Source organism: Xanthomonas sp. F1, from assembly GCF_014199855.1.
Genome location: NZ_JACHOK010000001.1, coordinates 448,395 through 468,019 on the forward strand (window position 1 = coordinate 448,395; position 19,625 = coordinate 468,019).

The window sequence follows — 19,625 nt, forward strand, 5'->3', positions numbered from 1 at the left end:
GCTAAACCGCGAGCGCCAGGTCGCGCGTGTAGGCCTGGGTTGCGCCTTCCCCGCTGCTATCCTGCACGCCCCTCGGACTCCGCTGCCCGACGCCCCATGCCCGCGCCCTCCCCCATCGCCCTCCCCTGCCCTGCCCCTGCGGCCCCCTCGCGCGCGCGCCACGGTGCCCGCACGGCGGCGGCGGCATGAGCATGCCCGGCGCGCATACGGCCAATTTCGCCACCTGGGGCATCTGCGCACTGGCCACCGCCGGGGTGATCGCGCGGCCGTTCAAGCTGCCCGAGGCGTGCTGGGCGGTGGGCGGGGCGTTGCTGCTGATGGTGCTGGGGCTGATGCCCGGCGGCGAGGCCTGGCAGGCGGTGCTGAAGGGCCTGGACGTCTATCTGTTCCTGATCGGCATGATGCTGCTGTCGGAAACCGCCCGCGCCGAAGGCCTGTTCGACTGGGTGGCGATGCATGCGGTGAATCTGGCCAAGGGCTCGACCCAGCGCCTGTTCGCGCTGGTGTTCGGCGTCGGCATCGTGGTCACTGCATTCCTGTCCAACGACGCCACCGCGGTGGTGCTGACCCCGGCGGTGTACGCGGCCGCGCGCAAGGCCGGGGCCAAGCCTCTGCCGCTGCTGTTCGCCTGCGCGCTGATCGCCAACGCCGCCAGCTTCGTGCTGCCGATCTCCAACCCCGCCAACCTGGTGCTGTACGGCGGGCAGATGCCGACGCTGGGCGCGTGGATGGCCGCGTTCGCGCTGCCGTCGCTACTGGCGATCGGGGTGACCTTCGTGATGCTGCGCTGGGCCGAGCGCAAGGACCTGACCGGCCGCTGCGCCGCGCGCGTGGACACGGTGCCGCTGACCCGCGGCGGCACCTTCGCCCTGGTCGGCATCCTCGCCACCGCCGTGTTGCTGGTCGGCGTCTCCGCGCTGGGCCTGGACCTGGGCCTGCCGACCTGCCTGGCCGGCCTGGCCACCCTCGGCGTGGTCTGCCTGGGCGGCCGGCAGTCGCCGCTGCCGATGGCCAGGGCGGTGTCGTGGTCGGTGCTGCCACTGGTGGCCGGTTTGTTCGTGCTGGTGGAGGCGTTGTCGCGCACCGGCGTCATTGGCCTGCTCGCACGCACCCTGGCCGACGCCGCCGCGCACTCGCCGCAGGCCACCGCCGGCATCGCCGGCACCCTGCTGGCGTTCGGCTCCAACCTGATGAACAACCTGCCGGCCGGCCTGATCGCCAGCACCACCGTCGCCCAGGCGCAGCCGCCGCAGCTGGTGGTGGACGCGCTGCTGATCGGCGTGGACCTGGGCCCGAACCTGTCGATCACCGGCTCGCTGGCGACCATCCTGTGGCTGACCGCGATCCGCCGCGAAGGCGAGGACGTGGGCTTCTGGCGCTTCCTCAAGGTCGGCGCGCTGGTGATGCCGCCGGCGCTGCTGTGCGCGTTGGGCGCGCGCCTGCTGCTGGGCTGAGTAGCGCGGGTGCATTGGGTGATTGCACATGGCCAGGCGCCCGGGACGGGCGCTAGGCCTGGCATGCAGCGACCGCGGGTCGGCCACAGCGCCTTCCATCGCAACGCGTCGCGGCTGAAGCCGCTCCTACGACGGCACCGACAGCTCGCAGGATTCCCCTGTAGGAGCGGCTTCAGCCGCGACAGGCCTTACCGCGGACATCGGCCGCGGTCGATCCATGAAAAGCAACAAGCGCTGCCGCTACGGCAGCACACTTGACGCGCGCCAAGCCCCCCCTGTGGGAGCGACTTCAGTCGCGACGAGCGAAGCCCAACGCCGTCCGACACCCTCACGCGTCGTGACTGAAGTCCCTCCCACAACGGCATGCCGCCACCGTTGGAGCGCGCCCCCTACCCCGCGCGCAGCCGGCGCGCCACGCCGCTGATCAACGCGATCACCGCGGTCAGCGCCGCCATCGACAGGAACTGCGTGCGGGTGTCCGGCGATGCCACCAGCAGGCCGAAGATCAGCGCCAGGATCGCCAGCGCCAGGACGGTGAGCACCGGATAGCCGCGCATGCGGAACGGCAGGCGGGTGCCGGCGCGGTCGGCGCGCGCGCGCAGGATCAACTGCGACAGCAGCGAGATCGTCCACACCAGCAGGCAGGTGGCGCCGACGATGTTCAGCAACACCGGCAGCACCCGGTTGGGATACAGCAGTTCCAGCACCGCGGCGACGAAGCCGAACAGCACGCTGGCCAGCACCGCCAGCCACGGCACCTGCTGGCGGCTGGACGCGGCCAGCGCACGCGGCGCTTCGCCGCGCTGGGCCAGCGAGAAGATCATCCGCGAGGCGCCGTACAGATTGGCGTTGAGCGCCGACAGCAGCGCGATCACCGCGATCAGGGTGATGCCGGTGGCGGCGCCAGGAATCCGGGCCACCTGCAACACCGCGGCGAACGGCGAACTCAGCGCCTCGCTCTGCCACGGCACCACCGCGATGATCACGCTCAGCGAGCCGATGTAGAACACCAGGATGCGCCAGGCGACGGTGCGGATGGCACGGGCGATGCTGCGCTCCGGGTCGGCGGTCTCGGCCGCGGCCACCGCCACGATTTCGGTGCCGCCGAAGGCGAACACCACCACCAGCAACGCGGCGCCGATGCCGGCCATGCCCTTCGGCGCGAAGCCGCCGTTGCCGGTGACGTTGAACAGGCCCGGCGAGGCCACCCCGGGCAACCAACCGGCCAGCAAGGCAATGCCGACCAGGATGAAACCGACGATCGCCGCGACCTTGAGGATGGCGAACCAGAATTCGAACTCGCCGAAGTTGCGCACGCCCAGCAGGTTGATCGCGGTGAACGCGGCCATGAACGCGATCGCGGCCAACGGCACCGGCAAGCCCGGCCACACCGTCGCCAGCAGACCGGCCGCGCCGACCGCCTCGGCGGCGATCACGATCACCAGTTGCAACCACCACAGCCAGCCCACGGTGGCACCGGCGGTCGGCCCCATCGCGTCGGCGGCATAGACCGAGAACGCGCCGCTGGCCGGCTTGGCCGCCGCCATCTCGCCCAGCGCGTTCATCACGATGATCACCAGCGCGCCAGCGACCAGGTAGGAAATCAGCACCGCCGGACCCGCCGCGTGCACGCCGACGCCGGAACCCAGGAACAGGCCGGCGCCGATCGCGCTGCCCAATCCCATCATGATCAATTGCCGCGGTTTCAGCGCGTGGCGCAGGACGGGTGCGGCGGCAGGCGGGACAGGCGCGGACGGATGCGGCATCGGCTCGGTCGGGTGCGGAAAACGCGACACGATACAGGCTGAGGGCGGTGGCGTGCGGCCGCGCGCGTGTTTGGCCGCCTGCAACCGCAGATCGGCCCGCCGTCGCCGCGTGGCTGCTGCAACGCAGCGCGGATCCGCGCACGCGCTCGTGGCGGGCACCGCCCACTCCCTGCCGGTGAACACTGTCGTGGCATCGCCGCTCGCCCGGCAACGCGGCGGCACCATCCGGGTGGTGCAAAGTACGGAATCACCTTACATGCAACCAAGCGGCGACTTTCCTGCATCCCGTTGATTCTGCATATTGACAGCGATACTAACGTCAGAAATACTGAACTCGACGTCCACCGAATCTCCTATCCCCGTACCTGCCGATGAGGGCGTGCACGCGGAGCCCGGAAAAGGCGGGCGGCGACGGACCGGGAGACGGCCCGTTGCGAGCGCTCCGGCCGGAAAGGACCACGGCTGCCGCTCGTCCCATGGCGTACAGGTCCGTACATCCAGACAAGGAGAGACACCATGATCAAACCGCTGCTGACCCTGACGGTGCTGGCGGCCGCGCTGGCCGCGCCCTGCCTGCAGGCCGCCGAGCGCGCACCGCTCAACGCCGCCGATGCCATTCAAGGCATGGGCGAACGCCTGCCCATCGGCAAGAAGAACGTCAGCCTGTCGCCGCTGTTCAAGGTCTACACGTTCGAGAAGGCCGGCCTGCGCTTCGTGCAGATCAACTCGTTGAAGGACGAGGTCATCACCGTGCTCACCGCCACGCCGGGCACCGAGGCACGGCTGCCGATCGGCACCGCTGCCGAGGAGCAGATGATCGCGGTCAACGACGCGAAGAACCAGCCGCTGGGCATGGTCACCGCCGCGGCGAGTTGCCCGTGCAACGCGACCGTGGTCTACCGCGATGCCAACACCACCATCGTGGTGGTCTACGGCTCCAACGGCGAGTACATCACCTCGTACGTGATCAAGAGCCCGCAGACCAAGCCGCCGCAGTAAGCGCCAGCTGTGCGTCGCGGCCGCAGCCTGCGGCCGCGACGTGGCCAATGGCCGGCGGCCGCTGGCACCCGAATCGGGCCACGTCGCCGATCACCCGATCGCCCAACGTGGGCGGCCGCCTTACAAAGAAGGCGGCCGCACAAGCGCAACAACAGTCCCGGTCCCGGACCGTTGCGACTTAGAACTCCTGCCAATCCTTGTCCAGCGCCACCGCCGCCGCGAACGACGGCGCGCGGCGTGCCGGGGCAGCCGCGGCCGTAGCCAGCGGGCGCGGGCTGCGCGTGGCCATCGGCGCGACATTCCTGGCACGCGACGGCAACGGTGCTGGCGACGGCGCGGCAGCAGGCGCGCCCTCCAGTTTGAACAGCGCCACCGCCTGGGTCAGCTCCACCGATTGCTGCTCCATCGAACGTGCGGCCGCCGTGGCTTCTTCCACCAGCGCCGCGTTCTGCTGCGTGCTTTCGTCCATCTGGGTGACGGTCTGGTTGACCTGTTCGATGCCGGCCGACTGCTCCTGCGACGCTGCCGAGATCTCGCCCATGATGTCGGTGACGCGCTGCACCGAGGCGACGATCTCCTGCATGGTGTTGCCGGCCCGATCGACCAGCGCCGAGCCTTCGGCGACGCGCGTCACCGAATCGTCGATCAGCGTCTTGATCTCCTTGGCCGCGTTGGCCGAGCGCTGCGCCAAGGTGCGCACCTCACTGGCGACCACGGCAAAGCCGCGGCCCTGCTCGCCCGCACGTGCCGCTTCCACTGCAGCGTTGAGCGCCAGGATGTTGGTCTGGAAGGCGATACCGTCGATGACGCCGATGATGTCGGCGATCTTCCTCGACGACGCTTCGATGCCGCTCATGGTCTCGACCACCTGACCCACCACCGCCCCGCCCTGCGAGGCGACCGCCGCCGCGCCGCTGGCGAGCTGGTTGGCCTGGCGCGCGTGTTCGGCGTTCTGCTTCACGGTGGAGGTCAGCTCTTCCATCGAGGCCGCGGTTTCCTCAAGGCTTGCCGCCTGCTGCTCGGTGCGGCGCGACAAGTCGTCGTTACCGGTGGCGATCTCGCTGGCGGCGGCATTGATGCTGATGGCGGCGCTCTGGATGCGGCCGACGATGCCGGTCAGCTGGTCGGCAGTGGCGTTGGCGTCGTCACGCATCCGCGCGAACACGCCATGGAAGTCGCCATGCATGCGCGCGGTGAGGTCGCCGGCAGCGATGGCCTGCAGCAAGGCCGAGAGCTTGCCCAGGTTGCGGTCGCTGACCTCCATCATCGCGTTGAGGTCCTGCACCATCAGCCGGAAATCGTGCTGGAAGTGCGCCGCGTCACCACGGACGCTGAAGTCGCCGGCGGCGGCCGCAGCGGCCAGGCGCTTGATCTCGGTGTTGATCGCCAGCAAGCTCGTCTTGGCCGCATCCATCGATTCGTGCAGCACCGCGCGGCTGCCGGGCAGGCGGCGCGCGTCGCGGCGCAGGTCGCCGTTGGCGTACTCGTTGAGGATCTCCACCGCCTCGACGATGGCGTCCAGGTGCTCGAACATCATGGTGTTGATGCCCTTGCTCAGCTCGCCATAGATGCCGGGGAAATCCTGCGGCATGCGGTGACTGATGTCCTTGTCGGCATGCAGCTCGATCATCAGCGTGGTTTCGCGGGAGAAGCGTTGCAACTGGTGCTGCATGCGTCCCATCGCCAGCAACAGGCGGCCGGGCTCGTCGCGCGCCTCGGTGGTCACGTCGTTGTCCAGGCGGCCGTCAGCGATGGCTTCGGCGGCGCGGGTAGCGCGGGCCAGCGGCAGCGTGAGGCTGCGGGTGATCATCCAGGCCAGCACGCTGCTGACCAGCACCACCGCCAGGCCACCGGCGATGAGCATGGTGCGGCCACGCGCCATCGCGGTCGTCGCGGCCGCGTAGGCTTCGCTGCTGCGCGTCGCCTGCAGGTCGGCATAGCGCGCGATGGCGTCCTGCCACTTCTGGGTCAGCGGCGCGGACTGCGCCAGCAGCAGGGCCAGCGCCTGGTCCGACTTGTCGTGCATGCCCAGATCCATCACCCGGTTGTTGACGTCTACGGTCATCTGCCGGGCGCGATCGACCTCCTCCAGCACGGCCTGGCTCTGCGCACCGCTGGGAATGGCGCCCGCCCGCTTGCGTGCCTCCTGGTAGCGTGCGCGCTGCTCGGCGACGACCTTGGCGAAGCGGATGTTGTCTTCCTGCGAGGTGGGCAACACGATGTTACGGACATTGATGGCCACGACCGAACTGGCGTTGAGCATCTCGCTGGAGGCGCGGATCGCGGCGATGTTGCGGTTGACGATGCCGTCCAGCCGTTCGCGCGCCTGGAACAGGGTCAGCAGCCCGGCGACGACCAGCGCCGAGGACAGCAGGATGAGGATGCCGAACGCGGTGGCGAGCCGGGCACCGACGTTGTAGCGCTGGAGGAATGCAATCATGGAAATGCCTGTTTGGGGGAATGAGAGAGGCAATGGAATGCCCCGGACCACGCACGCCGACCAGCCGTTGCGCGCCCGCATGGAACAGGATGAACAAACCGTGAAAAAGCGTTTAGAATCAAACGCTTGATGACGCGTCCCGCTCAATGTGCGGGCGATGTAACGGCGCCACGGAGAGGGACTTGAGAGGCGATTGCAGGGAATTTATTGAACACCCTCAGGCAGATGACAGGGGTGTCGAGGGCGCATGCGCGGGTCGGTCGGACCGGCGGTTTTGCGTGAAAAGCGCGTGCACGTTGTATTGCAATTGCCGGCATAGCACTTGCTTGCGGTGAAAGCGCGAGAGATGGAAGAAATTTTCTGATTGGCCCTGGCGCGCCCATGCCCAAGCGCGCGACGCAGGCACGGAATGCGATCGCAGTCACGTCGCAGCATCGGCAGGGAGATGGGGCATGCGAAGGGCGCGCGGCACAGTCGTGCAAAGCGCGCACGTCACCCCTGACGCACGCTGCGCTCGCGCGCTGCAGCCAATGGATGAATCAGGCAGGCAACACGCCCACGCGGAGACACGTGCGCGCCAGGGCAGCAGTGTCGAGGGCCGCCACGGTGCGCGGGACAGCGTGGCTGGTCCGTTAGAAACAAGAGTGCCGTACCCTCGCAGGCACGGCATATCGACTGCACCGGCAGGCGCCGGATCGGCGTCACGTGGCGCCGGCAGCAAGGCGACCGGCCTGCGCGGAGCGGGCAGCGCGCATCGCACCGCCCGCCCGATACCGCACGCGGCGCGGCTCAGAACTCCTGCCAATCCTTGTCCAGCGCCAGCGCCGCAGCGGGCTGCGCCGCACGCCGCATCGGCGTGGGCCCGGCCGCCACCGCACGGACGCTGCGCTTGCCTGCGGGTGCCGCGTTGGTGGGATGACGCGGTGCCTGCACCACCGGCGCGGCCGCCGAGGCATCCAGCTTGAACAGTGCCACCGCCTGGCTCAGTTCCACCGCCTGCTGCTCCATCGAGCGCGCCGCCGCACTGGCCTCTTCCACCAGCGCCGCGTTCTGCTGCGTGCTCTCGTCCATCTGCGTCACGGTCTGGTTGACCTGTTCGATGCCGGCCGACTGCTCCTGCGACGCAGCCGAGATCTCGCCCATGATGTCGGTGACGCGCTGCACCGAGGTCACGATCTCGGTCATGGTCTTGCCGGCCTGGTCGACCAGGGCCGAGCCTTCGGCCACACGGCTCACCGAATCGTCGATCAGGCTCTTGATCTCCTTGGCGGCGGCAGCGGAGCGCTGCGCCAAGGTGCGCACCTCGCTGGCGACCACGGCGAAACCGCGGCCCTGGTCGCCGGCACGCGCCGCCTCCACCGCCGCGTTGAGCGCGAGGATGTTGGTCTGGAAGGCGATGCCGTCGATCACCGAGATGATGTCGCCGATCTTCTTCGAGGAGGCTTCGATGCCGCTCATGGTGGTCACCACCTGGCCGACCACGCTGCCGCCCTGCGCGGCGACCGAGGCCGCGCCGGCGGCCAGCTGATTGGCCTGGCGCGCGTGCTCGGCGTTCTGGCGAACGGTGGAGGTCAGTTCCTCCATCGAGGCGGCGGTCTCTTCCAGGCTGGCGGCCTGCTGCTCGGTGCGGCGCGACAGGTCGTCGTTGCCGGCGGCGATCTCGGTGGCCGCGGCATTGATCGATACCGCCGAGTGCTTGATGCGGCCGACGATGCCGGCCAGCTGTTCGGCAGTGGCGTTGGCGTCGTCGCGCATCTGCGCGAACACGCCGCGGAAATCGCCGTGCATGCGTGCGGTCAGATCGCCCGCGGCGATCGCCTGCAGCAGCGTCGACAGCGCCTGCAGGTTGCCGTCGGCGGTGGCCATCAGCTGGTTCAGGCTCTCCACCATCAGCCGGAAGTCGTACTGGAAGCGCTCGGCGTCGCCGCGCGCGCTGAAATCGCCGTCGGCGGCCGAGGTGGCCAGTTGCTTGATCTGCCCGTTCATTGCCGACAGATTGGCCTTGACCTCGTCCATGGTCTGGCTCAACACCGCTTCTTCGCCGGGGAGACGGTCCATGTCCTGCGACAGGTCGCCGATCGCGTAGCGGCCCATGATCTGCGCCAGGCGCGTCTTCACCGCCAGGTGCGAGGCCACCAGCGCGTTGGTCTCGGCCGCCATGCGTCCGTAGTCGCCGGGGAAGGCCTGCGCTTCGATGCGGTGGCTGACCTCGCCGGCATCGTGGCGCTTGGCCATCTCCAACTGCGCGCCGATCAGGTTGCCGACCTGCTGCTGCATGCCCTGCATCGCGACCAGCAGCCGCCCGGTCTCGTCCCTGGCGTCGGTGCGCACGTCGTTGTCGAGCTTGCCGTTGGCGATCGCCTCGGCGACGCGGGTGGCGCGCGTCAGCGGCACGGTGAGGCTTCGGGTGATCAGCCAGGCCAGCAGGCCGCTGACGATCACCACGATGGCGCCGCCTGCGATCAACAAGGCACGGCCGCGATCCATGGCTGCCTCGGCGTTCGCATACGCCTTGGCGCCCTGCTCGCGCTGCCGGTTGGCATAGACGCTGAGCGCCTCCTGCCATTGTTGGGTGGACGGCGCGGCCTGGGCCATCAGCACCTTCAGTGCCTCCGCGTCCTTGTCCTGCATGCCCAGATCCAGCACCTCCTGGTTGGCGACACGCGTACGCGCATACGCATCGTCGATCGCCTTGCGCATCTGCACGCCGACCGGGCTGGTATTGGGAATCGCGTAGAGCTTGTCGTGGATCTCGCCGTAATAGCGGCGCTGCTCGTCGACGACCTTGGCGAAGCCCTCGTTCTCTTCCCGGGTGGTCGGCAGCACGATGTTGCGCAGGTTGATCGCGATCAGCGAGCTCGCGTTGCGCATTTCGCCGGTGTAGTCGAGGATCTGCATGCGCCGATTGACGATGGTATCCATCATGTCGCGTGACTGTTTCAACGTCAGCAGGCCAGCGCCGACGAGGGTGCAGGACAACAGGATGAGGACACCGAAGGCGCAGGCAAGCCGCGTCCCGACGTTGTAGCGTTGCAGGAAACCGATCATGGGGGGTACCAAGTGAGAAAGGGGGGGAGCCCCCGTCACGACCTGGGATCGCGCACGACACTGCCAGGCGAAAAGCCCGGACGCGATGCGACGGAGAAGAAGACGAAGACACTTCCAGCACCGACCGCATCGGGGATGTCACGTGCGGGGACTCGCTTTATGTAGCGGCGGCCGCGCGCGATTCTTGATGCGTAACTGAGCACACTTTTTGAAGCCCCTCAGCATCGTGACCGCAGCGTGTACGGCGGCACCGGCAAGCCGCAAAAGACGCCCAATGGCGTCAAATCCACGTGAAACAATGGCGCCCGTACCATTCCCAGGCTAAGAACGCAGCAACGAACGCACCATTTTGGGGTTTTCGCGCTGCGCCCTACAAATGCCGCAAACGGCACACATTTTGTGACGGATATATAACAGGACAACGACGGCCTCCGCGCCATGGCACGCGGAGGCAGCGCGTCTCACTCGGCCAGGTTGGTGCCGGCACCGGCGGTGGCGATGACCTTGGCCTTGACCTGCGCGGCGGGGATCGCCGTGTACAGATAGCCCAGCGGCTCCGGATAGGTCTTGGACGAGATCCAGGTGGTGGCGTTGGCGTAGGGCTTGCTGGTGCTCTCCGGTGCGGTCCAGCTGATGCCGCTGCCGACGTAGTTGTTGATCAGGTCCCAATAGCCGATCTCGCTGCTGTCGCGCGAGGTGACCGGGTTCTTGATGTTCTCGAAGTAGTTGGCCTCGATCAGCGCCACGCCGCCCATGCGCACGTTGATGCCGGAGGTGAAGACGTTGTTGAAGTAGTTGTTGTAGATGTGGCTCAAGCCGCGCCGCTGCAGCGGCAGGCGCGATTCCACGTTCTCGAAGCGGTTGTGGTGGTAGGTGGTGCGCGCGGCGGCGTTCTGGGTGTCGCTGTCGCTGTAGCCGTTGAGCGCGACCTTCTGGTAGTCGTGGATGTAGTTGTACGAGACGGTGACGTGGTTGACGCCCTTCTTCATGTCGATGCCGCCGTCGAAGGACGCGTCGCCGGCGCCGGGGCACTTGGTCAGCGAGGCGAAGATGGTGTTGTGGTCCACCCAGATGTTGGACGGCTGGCCGCTGGAATTGCCTTCCAGCGAGATCGAATCGGCATCCTCGCCGCCCGGCAGCAGGCCGATGGTCATGTTGCGGATGATGACGTTGTGCGCGTTGCCGACCACGCGCACGCCGAAGTTGGCCGAGGAGCCGTTGGCGCCTTTGATGGTGATGTCGCGCTTGTTCTTGATCTGCACGGTCTTGGCCGGCAGTTTCCATTGCGCGCACACGTCGGTGATACTGGCGTAGTTGAAGCTGCCGGTGTAGGTGAGCACCAGGCCGCCGGAACCGGCGTAGTTGTCGATCGCCGTCTGCATCGCCTCCATCGTGGCCACGTTGAGCGGGATGGCGCTGCCGCCCCCGGTGGTATTGGCCCCATAGCCCACCGGGCCGGCGAAGGCCGGGCTGGCGCCCATGGTCAGCGCGAGCGCCAGTGCGCCCCTGCGGAACTGCTGCTGCATGATGTCTCTCCCATCTGTCGCGATGAGTGCAAAGCGCATGGCAGTGTGCGCATGCGCCGGCACGGGGGCGTGGGGGCCGGCGCATTCTTGGAATGCGCGCCGCGGCCTACGCAATCGCCACGACGCCGAACTGGAACCCCACACTCCATTCGCCGCGCGGGACAGGACAAGCGGACACGCACGGTCCGCAGGAGACAGACAGCGACAGCCAGGGACAGGCCGTCTACACACGCGCCGCGTTGCGCAGCGGTGGCCGGCAATGACGGCGAACGCACGCGCATCGCACACATCGCCAGCGACGCCAGGGCACTCCCCCGGGACAGGCGCCCACCGCTGACGTGCGACCGCAAATGTTGCGGCCGCAGCACATTTGCGCAGGCCAGCCGACGCCGACGCGGCGCGGATGGCCGCGCGCGCTCAGCTCACCGTGTCGAGCCGGTTGTCGCTGCGGTCGGCATCGGGCAGCACGTGGTCCGGATCCAGGGTCACGTGCAGCACCTTCTGCGTGCTCGGCACGCGGATCTGCGGCTGGGTCTGCTGCATCCAGGTCTCCACCGGCACGCGCTGGTCCAGGTGACTGCCGTCGGCGAAGTCGATGCGCAAGGTCGCCGGCATCACCAGCTTCTGGCGGCTGTTCAAGGTCACCAGCAGGCCCTTGGCCGGGTCGTGGTCGATATAGGCGGCCGCGCGCACGCCCATGTCCAGCTGCCAGTTGTTGAGGTACCAGCCGCGCCACCACCAGCTCAGGTCCTCGCCGGCCTCGCTCTCCATCAGCCGGAAGAAATCCGACGGCGTGGGGTGCTTGTAGGCCCAGGTGGCGATGTACTTGCGGAACGCCGGGTCGAAGCGCGCCGGGCCGAGGATCTGTTCGCGCAGCAACACCAGGCCCAGCGCGCCCTTGAAGTAGGTCAGCGGATGCCGGTATTTCTCGCTGGTGGCGTCGGCGCGATCGAGCAGGGTCGGCGCCTGCGCGTCGGCCAGCAGCGGCAGGATCTCGTCCACCGGGTTGCCGCCGCCGGGCGCGTACTCGCCATCGCGCTTGGGCGCGAATTCGCCGTGGTTGATCGCATCGGAGGCGTACACGTCGATGAAAGTGTTGAAGCCCTCGTCCATGAACGCATGGCGGCGCTCGTTGGAGCCGACGATCATCGGGAACCAGCCGTGGCCCAGTTCGTGCGCGGTGATCCAGAACAATTGCTTGCCGCCGTCCTCCATGTCGTCGAAGACGATGCCCGGATACTCCATGCCGGCGCCATGGCCACCCAGGTTCACCGCCGCCGGCCACGGGTATGGATACCACTGCGAGAAGTGCTCGATCGAGGCTTTGACGAACTCGGTGGAGCGGCCCCACTTGTCGCTGCCGACCGCGCTGCGCGGATACACCGACATCGCCAGTGCATGCTTGCCCTGGGGCAGGTCGATCCGCGCCGCATCCCAGACGAACGCCGGCGACGCGGCGAAGGCCACGTCGCGGGTGTGGTCCATGTGGAAGTGCCAGGTCTGGGTGCCGCTGGTGCCGGGTCGGCTGGCCGGGTTGCCCACTTCATCGGCGCCGCGGATGGTCACCGTCGCGTCGCTGGCGGCGGCTTGCGCCAGGCGCTGGCGCTGAGTGGCGGTGAGCACCTGCGCCGGATTCACCAGTTCGCCGGAACCGGCCACCAGATAGTTCCACGGCAGCGTCACCGCGTAGTCGAAATCGCCGTACTCAAGGTAGAACTCCGCGCCCAGGTAGGGCTGCGTGTCCCAGCCGCGCAGGTCGTCGTACACCGCCATGCGCGGATACCACTGCGCGATCTCGTAGATGTCGCCATCAGGCGTGGGCGTGACCGCAGTGCGGCCGCCCCAGGTGCCGGGCACGGTGTAGGCGTAGTCGATATGCAGCTTGAGCGCCTTGCCGCTGGCCAGCGGCTGCGGCAGGTCCACGCGCATGCGCGTGTCGTCGATCAGGAAGGTCGCCGGCACGCGCTTGCCGCCCTGCTCCAGTTCCACCTTGGCGATGCGGTAACCCTCGGTGCTCTGCGGCGCGGGCCGGTCGGCACGCGCCGCGCGCAAGGTCCTCGCGCGGGCATCGGCGCGGTACAGGTTCTGGTCCAACTGCAGCCACAGCACGTCCAGCGTGTCCGGGCTGCGGTTGCTGTAGGTGATGGTCTCCTGGCCGCGCAGCGTGTGCGTGGCCGGATCGATGGTGGCGTGCAGGTCGTAGTCGGCGCGGTTCTGCCAGTACTGCGGGCCGGGCACGCCACCGCCGCTGCGGTAGGCATTGGCCGGCTGCGGCAACTGCAGCGGTGCGAACAGCGCCTGCGGATCGTAGCTACCGGCGCTGTCCGTGGCGGCGGCAACAGTAGCGGTGCCGGCCTGGGCGGCGGCGACAAGCGGGAGGCAGGCCGCGGCGAACGCAGCGCGACGCAGAACAGGGAGCATGGTGACGTCCGTGGGGGAGGATCGCCGCCGATGGTAGGCCGATTCAGGGTGGCGCGGATGTGCCGATCGCCACCTTCGGGTGTGATGCCGTCTTGGAGGTGCCTCAGGGCACGTCTCGTCACGACGGAATATGTGCCGTAGGAGCGGCTTCAGCCGCGACAGGGGCCGGGAATGCCCCGTCGCGGCTGAAGCCGCTCCTACGCGAGCTACAGGAGCGCGACGCGCTTGCGCTCAGCCCAGCAAGGTCTCCAGCACCGCCATGCGCACCGCCACGCCGTTGGCGACCTGGCGCAGGATGCACGACTGCGCGCCGTCGGCGACCTCGTCGGTGATTTCCACGCCGCGGTTGATCGGGCCCGGGTGCAGCACCACCGCGTCCTTGGACGCGCGGCGCAGGCGCTCGGCGGTGAGGCCGTACTGGCCGTGATAGTCCTCCAGCGAGGACACCAGGCCTTCCTCCATGCGCTCGCGCTGCAGCCGCAGCATCATCACCGCGTCCACGCCGTCGAGCATGGCGTCGAAATCCTCGCCGACCACGCAGCCGTCCAGGGTGTCGTCGTCGGGCAGCAGCGAGCGCGGTCCGCACACGCGCACTTCGCCGGCACCGAGGGTGCGCAGCGCATGCAGGTCCGAGCGCGCCACCCGCGAGTGCTTGACGTCGCCGACGATGACCAGCTTGAGCTTGGAGAAGTCGCCGCCCTTGGCGTGGCGCAGGGTCAGCATGTCGAGCAGGCCCTGGGTGGGATGCGCGCTGCGGCCGTCGCCGGCGTTGATCAGTGCGGTGCCCTCGCCCGCCGCTTCGGCCAGGCGCTCGACCGCGCCGTCCTCGGGATGGCGCACGACGAAGCCGCGCACGCCCATCGCTTCCAGATTCTTCAGCGTGTCGCGCGCGGTTTCGCCCTTGCGCGTGGACGAGGTGGAGGCGTCGAAGTTCAGCACGTCGGCGCCGAGCCGCTGCGCGGCCAGCTGGAACGAACTGCGGGTGCGCGTGGACGGTTCGAAGAACAGCGTGCACACCGCGGTGCCGGCCAGCACGCTGCGCTTGCCGACCCGGCCCACCGCCGCGTCGCGGATCTGCCCGGCGCGGTCCAGCAGTTGCAGCAAGGTCGCGCGCGGCAGCCCTTCCAGGGTCAGCAGGTGGCGCAGGCGCCCGTTCGAATCGAGTTGCGGATCAGTCATGGCAGGTCCGGGCTGTGGATCAGGGAGGAGGAATGGCGTCGTCGGGCGCGGCCAGCCAGCGCTCCACGATCACCGCGGCGGCCACCGCGTCCAGCGCGGCGGCATCGCGGCGGCGCTTGCGGCCGGCGGCACGGTCCACCGCGAAGCGTTGCGCGGCCTCGACCGAACTGGAGCGCTCGTCGACCAGCACCACCGGCAGGCGGTAGCGCGCGCCGAGTTCGCGGGCGAAGGCATGCGCGCGCTTGCGGTTGGGCTGGTCGGCGCCGTCGAGGGTGAGCGGATCGCCGACCACCAGACCGTGCGGCCGCCATTCGGCCTGCAGGCGATCCAGCGCCGCCCAGTCCGGCCCCTGCGCATGCACGTCGATCACCGCCAGCGCACGCGCGCCGTTGCCGAACGGGCTGCCGACCGCCACGCCGATGCGGCGGTGGCCGACGTCGAAACCGAGCACGGTGCCGTCGCGACGGATCGTCGCGGGCGTGGCGCTGGCTGGCGCGGGAGCCCCAGCCTCAGGCAGGCCGGACTCAGGCATGCCCGCTGTAGTCGGTGAGGCGGAACAGGTCCACGCCGATGCGCCCGGCCGCGGTCTGCCAGCGCCGCTCCAGCGGCAGCTCGAACAGCAGCTCGGCATCGGCCGGCGCGGTCAGCCAGCTGTTCTCACCCAGTTCGTATTCCAGTTGGCCGGCACCCCAGCCGGCGCAGCCCAGCGCGACCACCGCGTTGCGCGGGCCTTCGCCGCGCGCCATCGCCTCGAGCACGTCGCGCGAGGTGGTCAGGAACAGGCCCTCGGCGAAGGCCAGGCTGGAATCCCAGCCGTGCGCGCCATCGTGGATGACGAAGCCGCGCTCCGGATGCACCGGGCCGCCGCTGAGCACCACCTGTTCGCGCAACGCCGCGTCGATGGTCTCGATGCCCATCTGCTCCAGCACTTCGCCCAGGGTGTATTCGGAGGCGCGGTTGACCACCACGCCCATCGCGCCGTTCTCGTCGTGCTGGCAGATCAGCGCCACGCTGCGGGCGAAGTTGGGATCGGACAGCGCCGGCAGCGCGATCAGCAGTTGGTTGGCCAGAGGCGTGGGCAAAGCGGACATGGCCCCATTCTATCGTCCCTCCCGCGTGTGCGCTGCGCCGGGCTGCGGCGGGCTGCCATAATCCGCCCGATCGCGGCCCCGACCGGTCGCCCAGGAGCACGCACGCATGGACACGCCCCCCGACCTGCCGCGCCAGACCCGCGCCTTCATCGTGCTGGTGGCCCTGCTGCAGGGCGCATTGCTGTACCTGGCGCAGCGCGGCGCCGAGAGCGGCCTGTGGCCGTTCGGCTCGCTGGGCGGACAGGTGTGCTGGTACACCCTGGTGCTGACCGTGCCGACCATGACCCTGCTGTCGGTGCGGCACCTGGGCGCGCTGCGCCTGTGGCAGCACACCATCGCGGTGGCGGTGCTGGTGGCGGCGCTGTCGGCCTGGGCCGTCTGGAACGCCACCGGCGCGCCCGGCCTGCGCGCGCGCGAGGTGCTGGGCCCGTTCGGCGCCACCGTGGCGCTGGCGATGTTCGTGCTGCTGCCATGGCTGCAGTGCCGGCTGCAGCACGGGCGCTGGCAGGCGCCGTACCGCGACCTGTTCGAGCATGCGTGGCAGAACGCGCTGACCCTGGCGCTGGCACTGCTGTTCGTCGGCATCTGCTGGTTGGTGCTATGGCTGTGGGGCGCCCTGTTCGCGCTGGTCAAGCTGACCCTGTTCCGCGACCTGTTCCGGCAGACCGCCTTCGTCTATCTGGCCACCGGCACCATGTTCGGCCTGGGCATCCTGATCGGCCGCACCCAGCAGCGTGCGGTGCAGGTGATGCGGCAGATCCTGTTCGCGATCTGCACCGGGCTGCTGCCGCTGCTGGCGTTCGTGGCGGTGCTGTTCGCGCTGAGCCTGCCGTTCACCGGTCTGCAGCCGCTGTGGGAGACCCGCGCCGCGGCCAGCATCCTGATCGCGGTGGTAGCGACGGTGGTGGTCTTCGTCAACGCGGTGTACCAGGACGGCGCCGCCGACGCGCCCTACCCGGCCTGGCTGCAACGGGTGATCGACGCCGGACTGCTCAGCCTGCCGCTGTATGCCGGGTTGGCGCTGTACGCGCTGTGGCTGCGCATCGCGCAATACGGCTGGAGTACCGAACGCTTTGCCGGCGTGTTGGTCGCGGTGGTCGCCTGCGGTTACGCATGCGGCTATGCCTGGGCGGTGCTGCGGCCGGGCGCACGCTGGCTGCAGCCGCTGGCGCCGGTGAACCGGGTGCTGTCGTGGGTGGTGATCGGCCTGGCGCTGGCGGCCAACTCGCCCCTGCTGGACCCCTACCGCCTCGTCGTCGGCGACCAGCTGCAGCGCCTGGCCGACGGCCGCACCAGCGCGGCGCAACTGGACCTGGCCTACCTGCGCTTCGACAGCGGCCGCCGCGGCTACCGCGCGGTGCAGGCGCTGCGCGAGGTGCCCGCCTTCGCCGAGGACCCGGTACAGCGCGAACGCCTGCAGCGCATGCTGCAGCGCCAGCAGCGCTGGGGCGGCGACAACGAGGATGCGCCGCGCAGCAACGATCCGCTGCAGGTGCGCCAGCGCATCGTGCTGGCCGCCGGCAGCGCCGATCCCGGCGCCGCTTGGTGGCAGGCGCTGCTGGCCGGGCAGATCGACGATGGCAACTGCCGGCGCGAAGGCGCGCAGTGCGTGGCGCTGCGCCGCGATCTGGACGGCGATGGCCACGACGACGTCCTGCTGTGCAATGCCGGCGTCGGCTACGGCGTCGAATGCCGCATCCACACCGACCTGGGCAGCGGCTGGAAGGACGTGGCGCGAACCCACCTGTTCCCGCGCCGCGGCGACAACGCCGAGGCGCTGTACCAGGCGCTGCGCGACGGCAAGCTGCAGTTGCTGCCGCGGCGCTGGCCCGACCTGCAATTGCCGGGTGCGCGGCGGACCGAGGTGTACCCCGCCGACCCCAACGACCAGACCGACTGACGGATACCCGCCGCATGAGCAGCTACTGCGATATCGCCCCCGGGCACCCGGTGCACGGCCACTATCACGACCACGAGTACGGCGTGCCGCAACGCGCCGAAGCCGACCTGTTCGAGCGGCTGGTGCTGGAGATCAACCAGGCCGGGCTGAGCTGGGAGCTGATGCTGAAGAAGCGCGCCGGCTTCCGCGCCGCCTACGCCGGGTTCGACGTGGACACGGTGGCGGCCTTCGGCGAGGCCGACGTGCTGCGCCTGCTCGGCGATGCCGGCATCATCCGCAATCGGCTCAAGGTGCAGGCGGCGATCCACAACGCGCAGGTGATCCAGGGCCTGCGCGCCAGCCACGGCAGCTTCGCCGCCTGGCTGGACGCGCAGCATCCGCGCAGCAAGGCCGAGTGGATCAAGCTGTTCAAGCGCACCTTCCGCTTCACCGGTGGCGAGATCACCGGCGAATTCCTGATGAGCCTGGGCTACCTGCCCGGCGCGCACCGCGAAGACTGCCCGGCGTTCGCGCGCATCGCGCAGCTGGATCCGCCGTGGATGCGCGCCGGCTGACGTTGCTGGTGCGCGAGGACCGTAACGACGGCGCCTTGGCGCGGCCTGCACGAGCGCTGCACGAGGCTGCCGGCATGGTCGGCGCATGGCCTTGCGCATCGGCATTTCTGGCTGGCGCTACCCGCGCTGGCGTGGCGTCTTCTACCCGTCCGGGTTGACCCAGCGGCGGGAGCTGGAATACGCCGCGCGGTGCTTCCGCTCGGTGGAACTTAACGGCTCGTTCTATTCGCTGCAGACCCCGAAAAGCTATGCCGCCTGGCACGACGCCACGCCGCGCGGCTTCATGTTCGCGGTCAAGGGCCCGCGCTTCGTCACCCACCTGAAGCGGCTGCGCGACTGCGAGCAGCCACTGGCCAACTTCTTCGCCTCCGGGCTGCTCGCGCTGGGTCCGAAACTCGGCCCGCTGCTGTGGCAACTGCCACCGTCGCTGGCCTTCGATCACGACCTGCTGGACGCCTTCCTGACGCTGCTGCCGCGTACCAGCGAGGCCGCCCTGACCCTGGCGCGCAAGCGCGACAGCGCGCGCATGCGCGATCGCAGCCTGCTGCGGATCGACCGCAACCGGCGCCTGCGCCATGCGCTGGAAGTGCGCCATCCCAGCTTCGCCACCCCGGAAGCGGTGGCCTTGCTGCGCAAGCACCGGGTGGCGCTGGTGCAGGCCGACACCGCCGGCAAGTGGCCGTACCTGGAAGACGTGACCGCCGACTTCCTGTACCTGCGCCTGCACGGCGATGCGCAGCTCTACGCCAGCGGCTACGACGACAAGGCCCTCGACACTTGGGCGCAGCGCATCGATGCCTGGCATCGCGGCGGCGAACCGGCCGACGCGCAGCGCGTCGGCCCACGCGCCCCGTCCCGCGCACGGCGCGACGTGTACTGCTACTTCGACAACGACATGAAGGTGCATGCGCCGTTCGACGCGCGGCGCCTGGCGCAACGGCTCGGCGTGCCGACGCCCTGCCCGGCACGCGGCGACAACGACAGCGGGGGCTGAGCGGCACCTGGCCGCATGTGACGTGCCGGGGCTGAACATCGCACCATGAAACTGTCCCGTAGGAACGGCTTCCGCCGCGACGCAGCGTTACCGGCCATGCCGTTCGCGGATGAAGCCGCTCCTGCGCATTGCCTGTCGTCGTGATGAAAGGATCGCCGACGTCACGCCTACGCGTGCCTGCGTCTGCCGTCGTGCTCGAAGACGCGCTTCCGACGCACTGGGCGGCTAGGCGACGCGCTCCAGTGCTGCTGCA

Annotated in this window: 13 protein-coding genes; 5 read left to right on the forward strand and 8 right to left on the reverse strand. The window is 69.2% G+C overall.

From position 1 onward, the window contains the following. Window positions 1–185 precede the first annotated feature (185 nt). The gene (locus GGR71_RS02010; RefSeq protein WP_160960011.1) at window positions 186–1,454 is read left to right on the forward strand and encodes an arsenic transporter; all 1,269 of its coding nucleotides are present in this window, start codon (window positions 186–188) and stop codon (window positions 1,452–1,454) included. A 389-nt stretch (window positions 1,455–1,843) separates the two neighbouring features. Here GGR71_RS02010 and GGR71_RS02015 read toward each other — a convergent pair whose 3' ends face one another. After that, entirely contained in the window at window positions 1,844–3,220 is a 1,377-nt protein-coding gene (locus GGR71_RS02015) for an amino acid permease (protein ID WP_184451595.1), read from the reverse strand. Window positions 3,221–3,736: 516 nt separating this feature from the next. On the opposite strand from GGR71_RS02015, the gene GGR71_RS02020 reads away from it, so the two are divergent. Next, on the forward strand, window positions 3,737–4,219 hold the full coding sequence (locus tag GGR71_RS02020) for a hypothetical protein (RefSeq protein ID WP_160960005.1): 483 nt from the start codon (window positions 3,737–3,739) through the stop codon (window positions 4,217–4,219). Between the two features lie 178 nt (window positions 4,220–4,397). Here GGR71_RS02020 and GGR71_RS02025 read toward each other — a convergent pair whose 3' ends face one another. The 7 genes from GGR71_RS02025 to GGR71_RS02055 all read right to left on the reverse strand — a co-directional run bounded on the left by GGR71_RS02025 (window position 4,398) and on the right by GGR71_RS02055 (window position 15,924). After that, window positions 4,398–6,659, reverse strand: coding sequence for a methyl-accepting chemotaxis protein (locus GGR71_RS02025; RefSeq protein ID WP_160960002.1), 2,262 nt, complete (start codon window positions 6,657–6,659; stop codon window positions 4,398–4,400). Between the two features lie 789 nt (window positions 6,660–7,448). Beyond that, on the reverse strand, window positions 7,449–9,707 hold the full coding sequence (locus GGR71_RS02030) for a methyl-accepting chemotaxis protein (protein ID WP_160959999.1): 2,259 nt from the start codon (window positions 9,705–9,707) through the stop codon (window positions 7,449–7,451). 461 nt (window positions 9,708–10,168) lie between these two features. Next, window positions 10,169–11,233 (reverse strand): pectate lyase family protein, encoded by a 1,065-nt coding sequence (locus tag GGR71_RS02035; RefSeq protein WP_160959997.1) that lies wholly within the window; start codon window positions 11,231–11,233, stop codon window positions 10,169–10,171. Between the two features lie 417 nt (window positions 11,234–11,650). After that, entirely contained in the window at window positions 11,651–13,654 is a 2,004-nt protein-coding gene (locus GGR71_RS02040) for a M1 family metallopeptidase (RefSeq protein ID WP_160959994.1), read from the reverse strand. A 231-nt stretch (window positions 13,655–13,885) separates the two neighbouring features. After that, window positions 13,886–14,833 carry an aspartate carbamoyltransferase catalytic subunit gene (locus tag GGR71_RS02045; RefSeq protein WP_160959991.1) on the reverse strand — a complete coding sequence of 316 codons (948 nt, stop codon included), beginning with the start codon at window positions 14,831–14,833 and terminating at the stop codon, window positions 13,886–13,888. Window positions 14,834–14,852: 19 nt separating this feature from the next. Next, on the reverse strand, window positions 14,853–15,350 hold the full coding sequence (gene ruvX / locus GGR71_RS02050) for a Holliday junction resolvase RuvX (protein ID WP_160960061.1): 498 nt from the start codon (window positions 15,348–15,350) through the stop codon (window positions 14,853–14,855). Window positions 15,351–15,357: 7 nt separating this feature from the next. Beyond that, window positions 15,358–15,924 (reverse strand): YqgE/AlgH family protein, encoded by a 567-nt coding sequence (locus GGR71_RS02055; protein ID WP_048490394.1) that lies wholly within the window; start codon window positions 15,922–15,924, stop codon window positions 15,358–15,360. 106 nt (window positions 15,925–16,030) lie between these two features. Here GGR71_RS02055 and GGR71_RS02060 point away from each other — a divergent pair, with 106 nt between their 5' ends. From GGR71_RS02060 to GGR71_RS02070, 3 genes are all read left to right on the forward strand, one after another. Beyond that, the gene (locus GGR71_RS02060) at window positions 16,031–17,824 is read left to right on the forward strand and encodes a DUF4153 domain-containing protein (protein ID WP_184451597.1); all 1,794 of its coding nucleotides are present in this window, start codon (window positions 16,031–16,033) and stop codon (window positions 17,822–17,824) included. Window positions 17,825–17,838: 14 nt separating this feature from the next. Next, window positions 17,839–18,378, forward strand: a complete 540-nt coding sequence (locus GGR71_RS02065; RefSeq protein ID WP_160959985.1) for a DNA-3-methyladenine glycosylase I — start codon at window positions 17,839–17,841, stop codon at window positions 18,376–18,378. Between the two features lie 85 nt (window positions 18,379–18,463). Then, window positions 18,464–19,372, forward strand: a complete 909-nt coding sequence (locus GGR71_RS02070) for a DUF72 domain-containing protein (protein WP_160959982.1) — start codon at window positions 18,464–18,466, stop codon at window positions 19,370–19,372. The last annotated feature ends 253 nt before the right edge of the window (window positions 19,373–19,625 follow it).